Here is a 17,374-nt window from a genome sequence, read left to right on the forward strand (position 1 = left end):
CCGTAGGGTGCGCCGTGCGCACCGCCCACGGCTGACGAGGGCTTCAAACCTTTCGGTGCGCATGGCGCACCCTACGATCGCTGTGGGAGCCGGCCCCCGGATCGAGTCCGGGGCAGGCTCCCACGCAGTTTAGGAAAACAACTGCGGCTCCGCGTCCTCGCCAACCAGCTCCATGGCAATGGTCAGCGGATGGCTCGCGGGCAGGCCCGCCGCCCGGGCCAGCAGCGCCATTAAGGCGATGGTTTTCGCGGACACCTCGTCGCCCGGCTGGAAGAGGAAGAACTGCTTCGCCTTCAACCACTTGAGCAGGCAGAAGGCCATCAGTTCGTTGTGCCGCTCCATCTGCTGCGTATCCGCGGCGCCGGGTTCCATCTCGTAAATGGTGTGCAGCTCGCGCATCAGCAGCACCCAGGACTTGACCTGAAAGTGAATCGCGCGGGCATCGACCAGGCTGCGGTCCCCGCTGCTGCAGAGCGGGTGGCCGTCGGTTTTGGCAAAGGGCGCGGCGAAAAATGCCCGGCGGCCCTTCAACGGGCGGTCATCCCTGTGCATACCCACGTTGAACGCCTCGAACAGCGAAACTGGGTCCTTGTATTTCCGATAGCTTCTCGAACAGCCGCGCACATCGGCACAGGCCCTGGCCACGGCGCGCTCGCTGAACACATCGTATTCCTGCAGTGCCGCGAGCACATCGGAAATCTTCTCCCCGTCCCCGGTAGTGGCGGCGTAGTCGATCAGGTTGTCCAGGTGGTCGCCACTTATCTGCAGCAGCACCTGGACGCGGGCGTTGATATGCCGATTGCCCGCGCCCTGCCACTGGCGGTAGAGCGCCAGGGCATTATCCCCGGCTGTCTGCGACAGCAGGCCGCTGCCGGTCAGCCCACCGAGGAATTTTTCCAGTTCCTTCGCCTCCAGCCGCTCGTCCTCCTGGGTGACCGTCAGGTTGAGTGGCAGGCTGCGGCTGCGCTTCAACAGGCTCAGGCTCAGATGCGAGGCAAAACCGACCGATTGCATCTCGCGGATACCGTCGAGGACCCGCGTCGCCGCCAGCTGCGACTGGATGGCGATATTGCCAGCGGAGTCCTTCTGGATCTGCACATTGCTGTCGACGATAGACGAGGCCCCGAGGGAAATACCGAGCAGGGAAAACTCGACCCCGGATGTGTAGTTGCGCCCCAACAGCTCGCTGGCGCTGCCGGAGACGATTTCCACACCGGGCACCCGCGCCTGCATCAGGTCCTCGAGGAGATCCAGTTTACCAGTTACCAGTGAGCGGTAGATCTCCGCGGCAGGCGCGCTACTCCTGTCGATGCGCAGCTGCATGGACACCTCCCGCTCGCGCAGGACCTTTTCCGCGGACAGGATGCGCAGCTTGATCTTGCGCGCGGCGGCCTCCTCCAACTTCGTGACGATCGAATGGATACGCTCGTCGATTTCCGCCAGCGCCTCACGCGCGCCCTCGAAGGCCTTGTCCAGGGACTGGCTGACGCTGTCCATCGCGTCGGAGACGCGCCGGTTCAGTCCGGAGAGTTCATCGACAAGCTCGCCGCTGGCGGCATCCGCGCGCTGCTGCACCTCCTCCTTCAACTTTGCCTGCAGAGACTGGATCAGTTCGCGCACCTCCTCGCCGACTTTGCTGCGCACGCCTTGCGGCAGCCCCGCCGGCAGGCTGTCGTTCAGCCTGTCGGCGGCGCTCTGCAGCAGCCCGGCGGAAATCACCCGGTCGTAGATACCACCGACACCGCTGTTGAACCAGTTCACCAGCCGCGCGCTGATATCCCGCTGCAGCTCTCTGGCATCCACCTCCTGACCAAGCGCCAGGCGCAGCGCAGCCTGGATATGGGCGTCGTCGCTCAGCCGCGCCGCCGCGCGCGAGAGTTCCTCGTTGCACTTCTCTTCCAGCAGGGTGCCGGGGCTCAGGTAGGGTTTGAACTTCTCGTAAACACTTTCGTACCTGCCCAGATGGGGCTCTATCACCGCCTCCCGTACCTGCTCGACGGCGCGGGCGATATCCAGTTGCACGCCCAGGCCGACGGTGCTGTTGATCCCGCTGCCGCGACTGCGCCGGATCTGCACCGCCATTTTTCCGCCGTCTTCGGGATCCCGTCCGACACTGAGGTCGAAATTCCGCCGCGCGTCGTAGCTGGCGCTGATGTCGATGCCGGCACTGGTATCGATCAGGTCGCCACCCTTGAAGAGGCTGTACTCGACACTGAGCGATGCCTTGCTGGAAGTCGCGAGTGTCAGCTGCAGCCCCCGGAAGCCGTGTTCCACCGAAGCGTCGATGGATGCCAGTGAAAAGGGCGACGGCAGCCTGCGCAGGCTGTCGGCGGCGGCGCTGGCGAAGAGTTCCTGCGCGGGGGCCGCAAACCAGTAATCCAGGCGCCCGTCGGCGCCGGCCTCCAGGCCGATCGCCGTGCCATTCCCACTGGCCGCGGCGGCGCCGCTCAACTGGCCGGCAAAACCGACGCGCAGTAGGTTCTCCTCCGCCAGTATCTCCGGAGACAGGTCGCCGGCCTCCAGGTCTATCTGCGCCAGGCCGTTGTTAAGGGAGAAGGTCAACGCATCCGCGGACAGCAGCTCGCCGCCCTCCTGGTCGTCATACAGCTTCCAGCGCACCAGGCCCGGATCGCGATCACTCTCCTGTTCGCGAAAGGAACCCAGTTCGCGCAGTAGCTTTCGCAGTGGTTCCGGCACCTCACCCGCATAGGCCTTGCGGAACTTGCGTGACAATTGTGTCAAGGCATCCGGGTTGATATCGAGACTCTCCAGCAGCGGGCGTTGCTGCTCCAGTTGGTCCTCGAGAGTGGCCAGGTAATCCAGCGCAGACTCCGCGGAGGTGTCCCCGCGCAGCTGCGGCCAGTGTTGGGAGAGATTGGCAATGGTTTCAAGCAGTTCTACATCATCATCGAGCCCGAGGCGAGCCAGGGATTGGCGGGATAGGAATTCCATACAGCGCTCCTTGCGGTTGGTTATTGGTTATTTTTACTCCTGCATATGCAGAATAAGAGGCTGTTGTTACAAAATCCAGCATTGCAATAGAACAACTTCCCAGCCCTTTCTGCAACGACCGCAGGGTTTCAAGGATCTGCCGCCCCGGCCGATATAACGGCTTACATACAGCATATATTCAAGAGGGGAACAATGTTAAACCGCATCAGGATAGGGGCGCGGCTCGCACTCGCCTTCGCCGTTGTCTCAGGGCTGCTGGCACTGGCCACGGGAGTTGGTCTCTACTCCCTGTCAAAATTCAAGGACACCTCTGACGAGGCACTCAACGTCAGCGCCGCCCTGGCGCTGAATGCGCAGAGGATACAAATCCTGGCACTGGAGGAGCGCCGCTACGAGAAAGATGTGTTCATCAATATCAGATCGAAGGACAAGGTGCATTCCTATTTCCAGCGCTGGCAGAAGACCAGCGAACGGCTCGCAGGAACCCTGCAGGCGGGCCTTTCGCTGACTACCGACGAAACCCTGCTGCAGCACTACCAGCAGGCGCGGCAGGCGCTGGCCGCCTACCGGGCGGACTTCACCGGTATCCACGAGCGCATAGTTTCCGGCGAACTGAGAAGCCCCCAGTCGGCCAACGCGGCCTTCTCCGAGCACAAGAAGAATATCTACAGTCTCGAAACCCACGCCGGAGCCATCAACGAACTGGCCACCGCGGGTATGGCCGAGGTGACGCCTGCCATGGCGCGATCCTTCGAGCGCGCGGTCTTCTGGCTGCTGGCAGTAGCGCTGGTCGCGCTGGCACTGGCGGCACTACTCTCCGTCGCCATCACCCGCAGCATCACCATTCCGCTGCGGCGCGCCGTGGACGCCGCCGAGCGGATCAGCCAGGGCGACCTGCGCCAGGAAATGTCGGTCAGCGGCCGCGACGAGGCGGCCATGCTACTGGCGGCGATGCGCGAGATGAGCGTTTCCCTTACCAGCCTGGTTTTCAGCCTGCGCGGCGCCAGCGATTCGGTACACACCGGGGCCAACGAGGTGGCCGAGGGGGCGCAGGAGCTGTCCACGCGCACCGAGCAGCAGGCCGCGGCACTGCAGGAGACGGCGGCGAGCATGGAGGAGTTTTCCGCTACCGCGCAGCAGAATACCCAAACTACCCAGAAGGCCAGCGACCTGGCCAGCAGCGCCTCCGCCAGCGTCAGCGCCGGGGGAGACGAAGTGAAGACCAGCGTGTGCCTGATGCAGGAAATCGCCCAGCGCTCCAGCGAAATGAACGGCATCATCGAGGTGATCGACGGCATCGCCTTCCAGACCAACATCCTCGCCCTCAACGCCTCCGTGGAGGCAGCCAGGGCCGGGGAGCAGGGACGGGGTTTTGCCGTGGTGGCGGAAGAGGTGCGCAGCCTGGCCAGCGGCGCCACCGAATCCGCCGGCAAGATCCGCTCCATGCTGGAGGAAACCCAGGAGATGATCAGCCGCTGCGCCGCGCAGGCCGAGCGCAGCGGTGCGACCATCGACCAGGCGGTATCGGCCATCAACGACCTGGCCACGCTGATGCTCGAGGTGTCCACGGCAACCGGGGAGCAGATCAGCGGCATCAACCAGGTCACGGCCGCGGTCACCCAGATCGATGCGGTAACCCAACAGAATGCCTCACTGGTGCAGGAATCCAGCACCGCGGCCCAGTCGCTGGAGGAGCAGGCGCGGCAGTTGCAGAGCCTCGTAGCCCGTTTCCAGATTGATGAAGAAGGCCTTGCCCAGGCCAAGCAAACCATCGCGCGAACAGACGAAGAGCAGCCTGCGGCAGTGTTCTCCCGTGCGAGACAAAGTGGTGGGGCGGAGGTCAGTCTGGTCTAAACGCTGTACCGGGGCGCGCCCGTGCCGTCGAGGAAATGGGCTGGACGGGACGCGACACGCCTTAGCCGTTTCGATTTCGTCGGTGAAGGGATTTCTATCCACGCGCCCGTGAAGGGCGCGCCCCCCGCAGTGGCAGGCGATATAGCGGAACCCAGATATATCGAGGGTTCCTTAAAACGGCAGGCTATCGCCTCTCCTGGCTTGCCGCGCTGGCTTTCAACCCCTCGATCAGGTGCCGGCAATCCTGCCGCAGGTGCTTGACGTAAAACTGCCATTCGATATCCAGCCGCTCCCAGGCCTCGATCGCACCCCACCCACTCGGCAGGTATTCCATGCGCTCCAGCACAAAGGCGGCAGCGATCCGTTCTGTGGTGCTAGCCCTGACGGCGCCCTTTTCCAGCAGGCTGCGGGCAGCCTGGAGAATCCTGTCCAGCGGGTAGGGCAATTGATTGATTTGTCGATAGATGGATGGCATTGAACTCCTCGCAAAATATACGACTCACATTTACCCAGAAATTACTATCACCCTGCAACTGCCTCCAATATCGAGGCAAGGAAGTCCCCACCTTCTTACCCAAACAGGTCCATAAATAATCGGCCTTCACACCTCCCACAGATGACCCGACCTTTGCCCCGCTCGTCTCGAATTTTGAGACATTACATTCTGCCTCTACTGTCGAGGCAAATGTTCGGTTCATCCCTGTACAGTCCCGAATACGACAGCCTCCGAGAATGGTTGAAACGCGCCAGGGGCAAGTCTGGGCTATCGCAAAGAGCACTGTCAGAAATACTTGGACTTCATCACTCCATAATCGGCAAATTGGAGTCCGGTGACCGAAAATTTGAACTGTACGAATTTATAACTTATTGCGAGGCAATAAACGTAGATCCTGAAGAGGCTTTCAGATTCGTTTTAAACTCGCACAGGAAGTGCAAAAATGAATTCGCTCCAAATTTTCAGCTGTCAAGCTGATATCGCCTTCACATGCGACGTTTTTCTCCCTGACTGCATCAGTTTTTCTATCCACGCGCTCACGAAAGGCGCTACGAATGCTATGACCGCGACACCTATTTCTACAGTGTGTTTCTACCCTCGCATCCACGAAAGGCGCGGCGGCCGGTGTAGCTACCGCCGTAGTGCTTGGCCAAGTTTCTATCCATGCGTCCGCGAAGGGCGCGACGAGCTGAACGCCTGGATCTTCCGGCCGGTCTTGGGGTTTCTATCCACGCGCCAGCGAAGGGCGCGACACGCCGACGGGTGCCGCCCACCTGTATGTTGGTTCTGTTTCTATCCAACTTGCTGACCGATAGCGACGACTTCCGCGCGGTGTTGCTATCCACGCACCCGCGAGGGGTGCGACGTCAGGAGCGCGGCCTTGATGAACAGGCGGCTCAGGTTTCTATCCACGCACCCGCGAGGGGTGCGACGCCCTACACAATGTCTTCTACCTGAATCACTGATCTGTTTCTATCCACGCACCCGCGAGGGGTGCGAAACGCCAACCAGGAGGGTTCCTCATGCCAGAGATGTTTCTATCCACGCACCCGCGAGGGGTGCGACCTGCAGCTGGACACCGGTGAGGACGATCACCCAGGTTTCTATCCACGCACCCGCGAGGGGTGCGACGTCGATAGCGCCGAACACGCGGTCAAAGAAACCGGTTTCTATCCACGCACCCGCGAGGGGTGCGACTACCTGATCGTAGGGCGATATCAGGGTGATACTGTCGTTTCTATCCACGCACCCGCGAGGGGTGCGACGGCCCGGTGTAGTTACCGCCGTAGTGTTTCGCGAGTTTCTATCCACGCACCCGCGAGGGGTGCGACATGTACGCGTTGCGGATGGAGCCCGGCCTGCGGAGTTTCTATCCACGCACCCGCGAGGGGTGCGACTGCGGCGCTCCGCCATGCGCAGCTCCGGTACCGGGTTTCTATCCACGCACCCGCGAGGGGTGCGACGTCAACGCCGCCGGCCAGCTGGGTTTCCGTCGCATGTTTCTATCCACGCACCCGCGAGGGGTGCGACGTGGCTACAGATCCGCGACGAGCAACTGACTATTGTTTCTATCCACGCACCCGCGAGGGGTGCGACGCCACCGACGCCAGCAAAGCGGCGGCCTCGGCCGTGTTTCTATCCACGCACCCGCGAGGGGTGCGACGATGATGGGTGGATAAACGATAACGGAACAAACGGTTTCTATCCACGCACCCGCGAGGGGTGCGACTTCTATGCCAAGGCGGCGGAGAACCTGCTGACGGGTTTCTATCCACGCACCCGCGAGGGGTGCGACGCGAGATTTCCTGCGGTTGTTTGCTGAAGTAGAAGTTTCTATCCACGCACCCGCGAGGGGTGCGACGTCAAATATGACGGGGATCGTCAGAGGCTGGTGGGTTTCTATCCACGCACCCGCGAGGGGTGCGACAAGCAGAGGCCGCCCGCATGGCTGAGGAGCGCCGGTTTCTATCCACGCACCCGCGAGGGGTGCGACACGATTTCATTTTGCGCGGCAGCGAGCGGGTGGTGTTTCTATCCACGCACCCGCGAGGGGTGCGACGCGGCTTCAAAGTTCTTCCAGTAGTCCCGCTCCAGTTTCTATCCACGCACCCGCGAGGGGTGCGACGGGCGTTTCTCTCTTCGAGTGCCCGACGATCAAGGTTTCTATCCACGCACCCGCGAGGGGTGCGACCAGCTTATAGAGGCCGCAGACCCCTCCATAGTGGAGTTTCTATCCACGCACCCGCGAGGGGTGCGACCGGCGTCCTCGACACGGTCTGGCACGACCTGGTGGTTTCTATCCACGCACCCGCGAGGGGTGCGACATTCGCCGCCTCGACCGGTGCCTTGACGACCGCCAGTTTCTATCCACGCACCCGCGAGGGGTGCGACGCATGTCCGGCACTACACGCCGGCGCAGTTCCGGGTTTCTATCCACGCACCCGCGAGGGGTGCGACGCGCCAAACCAAATGGCTGGCAAATCTGTTTGTCGGTTTCTATCCACGCACCCGCGAGGGGTGCGACACAATAAGCCCCGCTTCGGCGGGGCCGCATGCCATGTTTCTATCCACGCACCCGCGAGGGGTGCGACCTGGTTCTGCACCACCTGCCGCATAGTCACATGGTTTCTATCCACGCACCCGCGAGGGGTGCGACAAACAAGGGTACCAATGTGTAGTGTATTCGACGTGTTTCTATCCACGCACCCGCGAGGGGTGCGACCCTGACGAAGGTGGGGCTCAATGGCAATTTTATGGTTTCTATCCACGCACCCGCGAGGGGTGCGACTTCAACCACATCAACAAGTTTTGTATTGTTGCCTGTTTCTATCCACGCACCCGCGAGGGGTGCGACCAAGGACGCCACGGCGTTGTAGCTCACCTACAATAGTTTCTATCCACGCACCCGCGAGGGGTGCGACGAAGGCTCCAAAATCAACGGTAACGTTATTCAGTGTTTCTATCCACGCACCCGCGAGGGGTGCGACTTGTATTCACCGATCTTACCCATTGACCGAGATATGTTTCTATCCACGCACCCGCGAGGGGTGCGACTGGGACTGTGATGGCCTGGGCGCGGGGCTGCGGCGTGTTTCTATCCACGCACCCGCGAGGGGTGCGACACTAGAGTTGCGGAATCTGAGGCTGAAATAGCAGGTTTCTATCCACGCACCCGCGAGGGGTGCGACGTCTTCAGGTTGATGTAGTTGCGGTTGTTGTTGGTGTTTCTATCCACGCACCCGCGAGGGGTGCGACTTATTGTCTGTGATCTCGAAGTTTGGATAGACCGGTTTCTATCCACGCACCCGCGAGGGGTGCGACGATAATGGAGCAACAGCCACTCTAGACAGGCTGGAGTTTCTATCCACGCACCCGCGAGGGGTGCGACCAGGCCGCAGGCCACGAAAAGTCTCTGAGGGACATGTTTCTATCCACGCACCCGCGAGGGGTGCGACTTGGAGCATGGCCTCCATGCAATCCTCGATGCCTGTTTCTATCCACGCACCCGCGAGGGGTGCGACTATTGCAGGCCCAGAAGCAGACTGTAGATATGCTGTTTCTATCCACGCACCCGCGAGGGGTGCGACAATGATTGGCTGGAGAATGGGGAATGATATACGAGTTTCTATCCACGCACCCGCGAGGGGTGCGACGAGGCTCTCCACTGATTCTCTCAACCGCTAGGCGGTTTCTATCCACGCACCCGCGAGGGGTGCGACGATAATGCTTTGGCCCTCGTGGTCATAGCCGCATGTTTCTATCCACGCACCCGCGAGGGGTGCGACGCCCTCCTGGTGCAACCATTTGTCCCCGAAGAGCTGTTTCTATCCACGCACCCGCGAGGGGTGCGACAAGCGGGCTCACTCTCTTCAGTCCCGGGCCAAGTGTTTCTATCCACGCACCCGCGAGGGGTGCGACTCACTGTTTGAATAGGAGACACCCATGAGTGAAGAGTTTCTATCCACGCACCCGCGAGGGGTGCGACTGTCGAACACCTGCAGGGTGGCGGAGCCCTTGTTGTTTCTATCCACGCACCCGCGAGGGGTGCGACGCCCCCGGGCCTTGCCCCAGCTCAGAATGATGCCCAGGTTTCTATCCACGCACCCGCGAGGGGTGCGACACACCCTGCGCATTCACACCAGCCATGATTCCATGGTTTCTATCCACGCACCCGCGAGGGGTGCGACAGGTCGGTAAACAGTTGCTGCTCACTCATAGGTTGTTTCTATCCACGCACCCGCGAGGGGTGCGACGTTTGGCGCCGGTGCCGCTGCTCAAGGCTGGTGCGGTTTCTATCCACGCACCCGCGAGGGGTGCGACCACGCTATTCTAAGTTGTTAAAAAGCAAAGAAAAAATCTGTGATTTCCGCTAACTCTCACCCAAAGCTCTAGCTTCAGCTATAGAATCCGCATAAAAATTAAACAACCCAAAGGAATTCAATAGCTTGGAGGGCCGCTAGCCTACCCAGAATTCAGTGAGAACCAGAGGCTAGCGGCTACAGAATGAGCGCATCACGCACGGGGTCTTCAACCGGCTTGGCTCCGAAGTGTTCAACCCGCTGGCGCCCACGTTTGCCAAGAGAGTAGAACCTCAGGCTGTCTTCATCGGGATCGTAGGTTTCCAGCAGCCGGTCCTTGAGGAAAGCGAACTGCGCCGGGTCCACCTCGCATTCAAACACGGAGTTCTGAACGCGGACACCGTAGTCCAGACAGGTCTTGGCGATGTTCCTCAAGCGCCTACGGCCCTCAGCCGTAGTTACGCTGACATCGTAGGTAACGAGAACCAGCATATTATTTCACCACATAGGGCGTGTAATACTCGGTATCCCCTCTCAGATGGCGGGCTAGCAGCAACGCCTGGCTGTGAGGCAGCAGACCGATGGGCAGCTGTTCCTGTAAATAGGGATGCGTCAGTTCCACCTGCTTGCGCTCCTGGTAGAGCGTCAGTAACTTTTTCCTGGCGTCGTCCTGCAGCCGCACTGCGCCGCTGGCTTCCGTTACGAAATCTCCGGGCTGTACCTGACGGCGGTTGACCAGGGTGAGTACGAAGCGGTCGGCCCAAGATGCCCGGAATTCTTCCAGGAGGTCGAGGGCGAGACTGGCCCGGCCCGGCCTGTCTTTATGCAGGAACCCTACATAGGGATCTAACCCTACGCCCTGCAATGCCGATACACATTCCTGGGTAACCAGGGAATAAACAAAGGACAACAGGGCGTTAACCGGGTCCGTGGGCGGCCGCCGTATCCTGCCACCGAAGGCAAATCCCGAGCCGCGCAGGAGTTCATCGAACACGGAGAAATAACTGCTGGCGGCGTCGCCTTCAATGCCTCGCGCTTCTTCCACAGACTTGGCAGTGCGGGCACGCCGCAGGCTTGACGCCAGTCTGTCGGCAGCATCGCTCAGAGCGGGGTTGTCACCATGATTCCTGAGTTCCCTCAGAAGCACCGAGCGGCTGTTGGCGATCTTAGCCGCAACGATCAGCCGGGCGACATCGGTACTGCGTTCGCCACTGTCCGCCCAGCGATACTGGGTGCGGCGCAGCAGCACATTGCCGGTCTGGCGCCCCTGTACCCGAGCCAGGAAGCGACCGTATTCGGTATAGAAGGCGATGCCGATGCCGTTTTCCGCGCAGTACCCCATCAGGAAAGGCGACACGGAAACCCGCCCGAAGCACAGGATGCCGCCGAGAGAAAGAGCCGGAAACTGGCCCAGCTTTTCATCGCCCTGCTTGATGACGATGGTTTCCCGCTCCTTGTGCAGATAGCTTTCCTGGCGGGTGATGTAGAGGGTATTGAGCAGCTTCTTCACAGTTCAAACAGCTTCCTTGTGTAGCGGGCGGAACTGTCCCGGCGGAACCGGTCCGGCCGGCACGGGTCGCGCAGGGAACAGGCTTTGCAGCGGCTTTCATCCACTGCTGGCCTGGGGGTTTCACCCCGTTCGATCAGGGCGAGGCAGGATTCGATGGCTGCAAGCGTCGCCTCGCGGATCTCTTCGGTTAGCGCAACAGCTTCACGCCGCCGCACCTCCCAATACCAGATAGCGCCCTCCTCCACGCGGATGGAGCGCATTTCTTCGAGACACAGCGCCTGCGCACATACCTGAATGCGGTCCCAGTCCTGCAACTTGGGCTTGCCACGCTTGTACTCAACTGGGATATAGCGCTCGCCGCCGTGGACCTCCAGCAGATCGAGCTTTCCGCTCAGGCGGTGCTGTTCCGAGCGCAGCATTACGCTGCGCTCGAAGCGCACATCCTTGCGCTGCTCGGCCGCCCCGGAATCCACCCGCTCGTGCAGTATGCGCCCTTCTGCGGTATAGCGGTTTTCCGCCCATACCCGCTCTACATGGATCAGCGCGAACTGCCTTGGGCAGTAGGCGTAGTGTTGCAAGGCGGAGATGGGCAGTAAGTCGTCCACTGTGATCGCCTATAGCTTTTCCTCGACGGAAACTCCCTGAGGCAGAGATTCCGCATCTACGGTGACGCGGTAGTCCTGGAATCCGCGGGCGGGAGTGTCGTCCGAACCCTCTATCCGTTCGACTTTGACCGTTTCAAACAACTTGTGGGCCGGAGCATTGCCCATGGGATGCTCGTGCTTGAACACGATCAGTTTGCGTGCCGCCATTTCGCCGCGCGCAGCGGAGCGGTCGTGCTCGAACATATTGGTCAGGGCGCGCCAGAGCAGCTCCAGGTCTTCTTCGGAAAATCCGGTGCGTTCGGCCAGCTTGGCAGAAATATAGCCGTGGGCGCGGTAGAGGCCGTAGGGGACTATGTGCTTGCGGCCCATAGTTCGCTCTTTTTCCAGGTCGCGTTCGTTGGTCACCGCCATACGGGTAATGGAAACTTCCATGGGAACCACCGGATCGATGGAGGAGGCGAAGGCCATCTGAATTGGTCCGCGCACCTGGCCAGCATTGATTTCGGTGGTCATGACAGCCCCGAAGGCGCGCACATCGAAGAAGTTTTTACACATCCACGCAGTCAGTTCCCTGGCCTTGGCCTCTTCCTTCGGTAGCTTCTTGGATACCGGCTCTATATCGATCGCTTCATAGGCCAACTTGTGCTGGTTGTTCAGCACGGATTTTTCCTGCATGTAGATACCGTGACCGGGCTCCCCCTCCTTTTCCAGACTCACGTAGTTGCGAATCTTTCTTTTGAGACAGACATCGGTCACAAGGCCTTGGTTAGTCTCGGGGTCCAGGCGCGGCAGGTTGCCAGCATCCGGGTCACCGTTGGGGTTGCCGTTGGTAACGTCGAACAAATACACGAATTCGTAGCGATTGGCGATGGCGGACATTACTTTTCTCCTTCCTCAGTATTGGATTCCTGGCTGCCGAAGCGCGCCTTATTCTGGTGGTAGTAGCCGATGGCGAAGCGACCTTGGGCTTCAATACGCAAGCTCTTGGGAAAGCTGGGGGGCAGCTTGTCTACTATCTCGTTGATCTGCTTTTCCAGATTGACCGCAGCTCCGAGCTTGTCTTTACGCAGGCGGCTGAGGTGGTGCTGAGCATTGCGCACCAGCACGGGGAAAATGCTGGCCGGCGTAGCGGATGCGGCACCGTAATAACGATCTCGGATAGTGGCGTTGATATCGCGGCCCAGCGCCGACTGTTGAATATTTTCCAAGGCAGCAAACAGCCGCCCAAGCAAGTAGCCGGGCTCGGCGTTATCGGTATCAAGACTCATGGGGATCTCCTTTTCTTTGACTTTATTGGCAATACGCGCATCTCTGGCCAATACGGCTTTGCACAGGGCCACGCGCAGCGGCGATATATCACCGTCGGCGCGCATACGCATAATCAGGTTGGAAAGCAGGCTGCCGGGATAGCGGCGGCCGGTGAGTATGGCTCTGGTCATTTCGCCAGCGAGCTGCGGCGGAATATCATCGGATTTTGGCTGACTGCCCTCCCGATGAGGCACAGTTTGCAACAGCAACCGCCAGACGGAAGGCTCCGTCCTCCAGGGTAGCGGCTGCAACTCCAAATCCCTGTAGTGTTGCGCCAAACGCTCGGCAAAGCTGTGCAATGATCCGGTCTCCCAGAAGCGTACCGACAGGCGGGAGGCATTGGGAGCAAGACCAAGCACGTGCAGTTTTGTATCGTCTTCCAGCTCCGGATCGAGGTCCCTCAGGGGCCTGCCCTTGGCAACGGCCTCCAGCGCCGGTCTCAGTTTGTCGGTTTCGGAAGCATCCGTTGCCGGCGGATTGAGCAGTTCGGCAAACAGCCCCTCGGCCGTCTCGGCCTGCGCTGCGGAACCCGCCTCGGCCCAGAAGACCACTGTGGTATCCCCCAGTTGCAACCGTTGGCGGCTGCCTTTTCGGAGCAGATGGTTAAGTGCAGTTGTATAGGCAAAGGCAGCGGGTTCAGATACGGGCGCGTTCTCTCCTTGAGACTTGCCGTAGGATTTAAACGCTGGAAGATTAAAGGAGACTATAGATGCCCCTTTCTCTTGAGCTCCCCTTACACCCTTTATATCCGCATGCACTCTTGCGATGGGCAGCCTCTCTCCCGTAATCAAGCACAGCTCACTACCACTCTCAGACTGTTGTAGCATCTCCTGACGTATTAGCTGAGCTTCACTGCACTCATGTAGGTATTCCATCCTGCCATCCAATCGAAATACGAAGTTCGCATCTAACATAGACTCGGAAAACAAGGACAGCTCCCGGAACTCTTCCGGCCTCCACCAATCTAGGAAAGCCAGTAGCGCCTTTAGTGTTTTGCTCTCGCAATCTTTCAACAGTTCCTGATGGAGAGTCTTAAATGCTCTGTGAGCCTCAACTGCTCGTTTCTGCTTTTTTTCTCCTTCCTCAGCGGTAACACCCAAAACATACGAAGACTTGTCCCACAAAAAGCAGGGGGCGATATTGGCAGAGCGCTTGGGTGGCTGGGGCACCGTCAGCATTGTCGGCGCCGGTTTCTTGCCACTGGTATCGCGAATATCCTGTACATCCACCAGGCTGCCATTCTCGGACAAGATCAACGCATAACTGATTTTTCCCTGGCTGTACCCGAAGGGGGCTATGCCATCTTCCTGGTTTTCTACCAGGCGCTGGTAGTAGTTGTTCAGAGCAGAGAGGATCATGCCTTGACCTCCTCACTGGCAAACTGCGGCACCTCTATCAAACCATCGTGCATAAGGGCGCGAAAGAATCGCGGCTCGCAGTCGTTCTTAAAATCGAAATCGTGCAACATCCAGCCCAGATCGCGTTCACCGACCAGAGATGCGTCGGGATTCGGTTCCGGCTCACCTTCTTCCATGAGGCGGAAGTCGGCCGGAAACTCACGCACTCCCAGGCAAGGGGCGTGGAAGTATTGGCCTTTGCGTGCGCGGCGGTTGAAGATGTCCAGGTGCTTGCCCTCACTATCATCTGTGCCGGCTTTATCAGTGAGTTCGAAATGGGCTTCAATCACATAGGCTACATCGCGCAACACTGTGGCTGCGCGCTGCTGCCGGTCCTGGTCCACATAGTTGACCAGCCCGACCGTGCTGCCGGCATTCATGGCAGAACTCACGTTGCGGGCACTGATCTTGCTGCCCACCTCGTTGCGGCGGATGGACTCGAAACGGATAGGCTTGAGGACCTGTATCCGATCTACTACCCAGCGGATAGCCGGTTTCCAGTGAATGGCCTCCAGGATTCCGCGAGCCGCGGAGGGAGTGATTACGTCATAACTCACCCTCTCTACTTTCATTTCCGGCCTGGTAAAGCAGGCGCGCTCTCCCCAGACCATCAGTCTTATTCCATATGCCATTCGTTTTCTCCCCTGACTCTATCCTCGCCGCCAAGCGGCGACCTATCTACATTACCGATTTTTCCGCACGGATGAAGGAAGGATCATCCCAGTCCAACCCATATTTCTCGTGGTAGAGATCCCCATTGACCAGCTCCATGAACTGCTCTCCGAACCGCTCTGCTTCAACCGGCTGAACGGCTCCCGTTTCTCTCAGCGCCCGCAAGGCCCGCTCGGGCAGCTGCACCAGGTAGGACTGCAATCTCCGCGCTATGCCGCCACAGGACTCCGCCCACTGCAGGTCGCGCAGTGCCTTTCTCGCATCTTCGTCGTAGGGCACGATCACGGGCAGCATATGGCTGTCGATCATGCGAAAATCCTTGGCCAGGGTCTCGTAGGGGAGACCTTCGAGCCGGCCGTCCTCGACCATTTCCAGCATGCCCGCGCCCAGCTGCTCCTTGCCCTTCACCCAATAAAGTTCTCGGAAATAGTCACGGATCGCGGCCAGTGACAAGGGCTTTTCGTATCTGCGGAAAACTGACCTTGCCGCTCCGGCAAACTGTTCCACATCCGGCGGTGTCGGCCAGTCGCTGGCAACGGCAAATACATAAACGTTGCTCTGCTCCAGCGGTCGCTTGCCCTCACGGTTGCAGCGGCCGGCGGCCTGGGCTATGGAATCCAGGCCAGCCTCGGCCCGAAAAACGGCGGGAAAATCTACATCTACTCCCGCCTCTATCAAGGAAGTCGCAATCAGCCGACAGGGCTCGCCGTCTTTTAACTGTTGGCGAATCTCCTTCAAGGCTTGGCTGCGGTGTTTGGCACACATCAGGGTAGTGAGATGGCGCGCGCCCGGGAGGTGAGAGATGGACTGGTAGAGGCTGCGGGCGTGACGGCGGCTGTTGACGATGCACAGCACTTGTTCGTGGGCAGCCAGCTCGTCTACCAGTTCTTCGTCGGCAAGTGGGCCCCTGTATTGCACCTGCACCCGCTCCAGTTGCCGCTGCAGGTCTTCCGGCTCTGGAGCGAGTTCGCGCACATTATCCAATCCATTGGCAAAGCCCTCCTCCTTTTTAAGCGCCGGCTGGGTGGCGGTGCAAAGAACCAGGCTGGTGCGGTAGTTCAGTGCCAGTTCGTCCATGGCGGCGACACAGGGCATCAGCATCTTGAGAGGCAACGTTTGCGCCTCATCCAGAATGACTACGCTGCCGGCAATATTGTGCAGTTTGCGACAGCGCGAGCTGCGGTTAGCGTACAGGCTCTCGAAGAACTGCACCGAGGTTGTCACCACTATCGGCGCCTCCCAGTTTTCCATTGCCAAGCGCAGCTTGTCCCTGGACTGAGGGTCTCTACCATTCTTGCCGTCGTCGATGAAAGCGCTGTGGTGCTCCAGCACTGCCACTTCGCCCAGATCGCCCAACGCCTCACGGAATACGGCAGCGTTCTGCTCGACGATGCTGGTAAAGGGAATCACGAAGATGACGCGGCGCAGGCCGTGAGCAATAGCGTGATCAAGGGCAAAAGCCAGGGACGCCAGCGTTTTGCCGCCGCCGGTGGGTACATTGAGAGAGAAAAGCCCCGGGTCCTGCACAGCGTTACTTCGCACGTGTTCGAGGATTTCGGCCCGAATGCGGTTGACATCGGAGTCCGCCTTGAAGCGACCGAGATACTGATCCAAGCGCTCGCGCAACGCAGAAAGATTGGGAAATTCCTGGTCGCGGCCATCCACTCCCTTGTCTTTGTGTAGATAGAAGGCTTCTGTGTCGAGATAGTCCGCATCCACCAGGCAAGAGAAGAGCATGCGGCCTAGAAACGAAAGCTGAAAACTGCTGCGCTCCTTAATCCCTTTCAGCCTCCCCGGCAACGCCAGAGATTCAGGCTCAGGTAAATCAATTTCGTCTTGCCAGTGTGGCAGGAGTTGCGGCAGCTCCTTTCTCAAGCGATCTTTTAGGCTGGTGCGCTCGCCGTTGTCTCTACCATTGGCGAGACCGGCGTGGTGGCCGGCAATGGCGTAAGCGAGCAATCGCCCGATGAGGCCATAGCGCTCTATTGCCATCACCGCACCGTGGGTCGCGTGGTCCACCCGCGCTGGGCTGCCTTCCAGGCGCTGCTGGAACGCCTCCGTATACTTGCCCAGATCGTGCAACAACCCTTCTACTTGGGCTAGATTTTCTCCACCGAAAATAGCTGCCTTGTGCGCAGCCAGCTCTCCTACCGCCGAAAGGTGGCCAGCCAGAGACTGCCAATCCGCCTTATCGGTCCTATCTGTGGAGTGCGCGTAAAAATCTGTCCACTGTGGTTTCGACATCCGACTACCTTCCCTTCGCGTTTGACTCCCGCAACCCT

11 protein-coding genes and 1 CRISPR repeat array are annotated in these 17,374 nt (G+C 59.8%); of the genes, 2 read left to right on the plus strand and 9 right to left on the minus strand.

The window, feature by feature from the left end; translation table 11 throughout:
• Nucleotides 1-129: 129 nt before the first annotated feature.
• The gene (locus AC6R19_RS02770) at nucleotides 130-2,952 is read right to left on the minus strand and encodes a hypothetical protein (protein ID WP_500577954.1); all 2,823 of its coding nucleotides are present in this window, start codon (nucleotides 2,950-2,952) and stop codon (nucleotides 130-132) included.
• 192 nt (nucleotides 2,953-3,144) lie between these two features.
• On the opposite strand from AC6R19_RS02770, the gene AC6R19_RS02775 reads away from it, so the two are divergent.
• Nucleotides 3,145-4,806, plus strand: a complete 1,662-nt coding sequence (locus tag AC6R19_RS02775) for a methyl-accepting chemotaxis protein (protein ID WP_500577955.1) — start codon at nucleotides 3,145-3,147, stop codon at nucleotides 4,804-4,806.
• Nucleotides 4,807-4,990: 184 nt separating this feature from the next.
• Here AC6R19_RS02775 and AC6R19_RS02780 read toward each other — a convergent pair whose 3' ends face one another.
• On the minus strand, nucleotides 4,991-5,281 hold the full coding sequence (locus AC6R19_RS02780; RefSeq protein WP_500577956.1) for a hypothetical protein: 291 nt from the start codon (nucleotides 5,279-5,281) through the stop codon (nucleotides 4,991-4,993).
• Between the two features lie 210 nt (nucleotides 5,282-5,491).
• On the opposite strand from AC6R19_RS02780, the gene AC6R19_RS02785 reads away from it, so the two are divergent.
• Nucleotides 5,492-5,779, plus strand: coding sequence for a helix-turn-helix domain-containing protein (locus AC6R19_RS02785; protein ID WP_500577957.1), 288 nt, complete (start codon nucleotides 5,492-5,494; stop codon nucleotides 5,777-5,779).
• Between the two features lie 356 nt (nucleotides 5,780-6,135).
• Nucleotides 6,136-9,622: a CRISPR direct-repeat array (repeat unit 32 nt; unit sequence GTTTCTATCCACGCACCCGCGAGGGGTGCGAC).
• A gap of 176 nt (nucleotides 9,623-9,798) precedes the next feature.
• Here the strand turns inward: AC6R19_RS02785 and cas2 are convergent.
• The 7 genes from cas2 to cas3 are packed head-to-tail and all read right to left on the minus strand — an operon-like array spanning nucleotide 9,799 to nucleotide 17,336.
• Nucleotides 9,799-10,092, minus strand: coding sequence for a CRISPR-associated endonuclease Cas2 (gene cas2, locus AC6R19_RS02790; protein WP_500577958.1), 294 nt, complete (start codon nucleotides 10,090-10,092; stop codon nucleotides 9,799-9,801).
• A gap of 1 nt (nucleotide 10,093) precedes the next feature.
• Complete coding sequence (gene cas1c / locus AC6R19_RS02795) at nucleotides 10,094-11,110, minus strand: type I-C CRISPR-associated endonuclease Cas1c (RefSeq protein ID WP_500577959.1); 1,017 nt, start codon at nucleotides 11,108-11,110, stop codon at nucleotides 10,094-10,096.
• Nucleotides 11,107-11,715: a CRISPR-associated protein Cas4 gene (gene cas4 / locus AC6R19_RS02800; protein ID WP_500577960.1), complete on the minus strand. Its 609-nt coding sequence runs from the start codon at nucleotides 11,713-11,715 to the stop codon at nucleotides 11,107-11,109. The genes cas1c and cas4 overlap by 4 nt, the downstream gene beginning before the upstream one ends.
• A gap of 9 nt (nucleotides 11,716-11,724) precedes the next feature.
• Nucleotides 11,725-12,594 carry a type I-C CRISPR-associated protein Cas7/Csd2 gene (gene cas7c / locus AC6R19_RS02805; protein WP_500577961.1) on the minus strand — a complete coding sequence of 290 codons (870 nt, stop codon included), beginning with the start codon at nucleotides 12,592-12,594 and terminating at the stop codon, nucleotides 11,725-11,727.
• Nucleotides 12,594-14,381, minus strand: coding sequence for a type I-C CRISPR-associated protein Cas8c/Csd1 (cas8c, locus tag AC6R19_RS02810; RefSeq protein WP_500577962.1), 1,788 nt, complete (start codon nucleotides 14,379-14,381; stop codon nucleotides 12,594-12,596). The genes cas7c and cas8c overlap by 1 nt, the downstream gene beginning before the upstream one ends.
• The gene (cas5c, locus tag AC6R19_RS02815; RefSeq protein ID WP_500577963.1) at nucleotides 14,378-15,052 is read right to left on the minus strand and encodes a type I-C CRISPR-associated protein Cas5c; all 675 of its coding nucleotides are present in this window, start codon (nucleotides 15,050-15,052) and stop codon (nucleotides 14,378-14,380) included. Before cas5c ends, cas8c begins: the two co-directional genes overlap by 4 nt.
• Nucleotides 15,053-15,098: 46 nt before the next feature.
• Complete coding sequence (cas3, locus tag AC6R19_RS02820) at nucleotides 15,099-17,336, minus strand: CRISPR-associated helicase Cas3' (protein ID WP_500577964.1); 2,238 nt, start codon at nucleotides 17,334-17,336, stop codon at nucleotides 15,099-15,101.
• Nucleotides 17,337-17,374: the final 38 nt, after the last annotated feature.

The organism is Microbulbifer sp. SE14 (assembly GCF_059834885.1).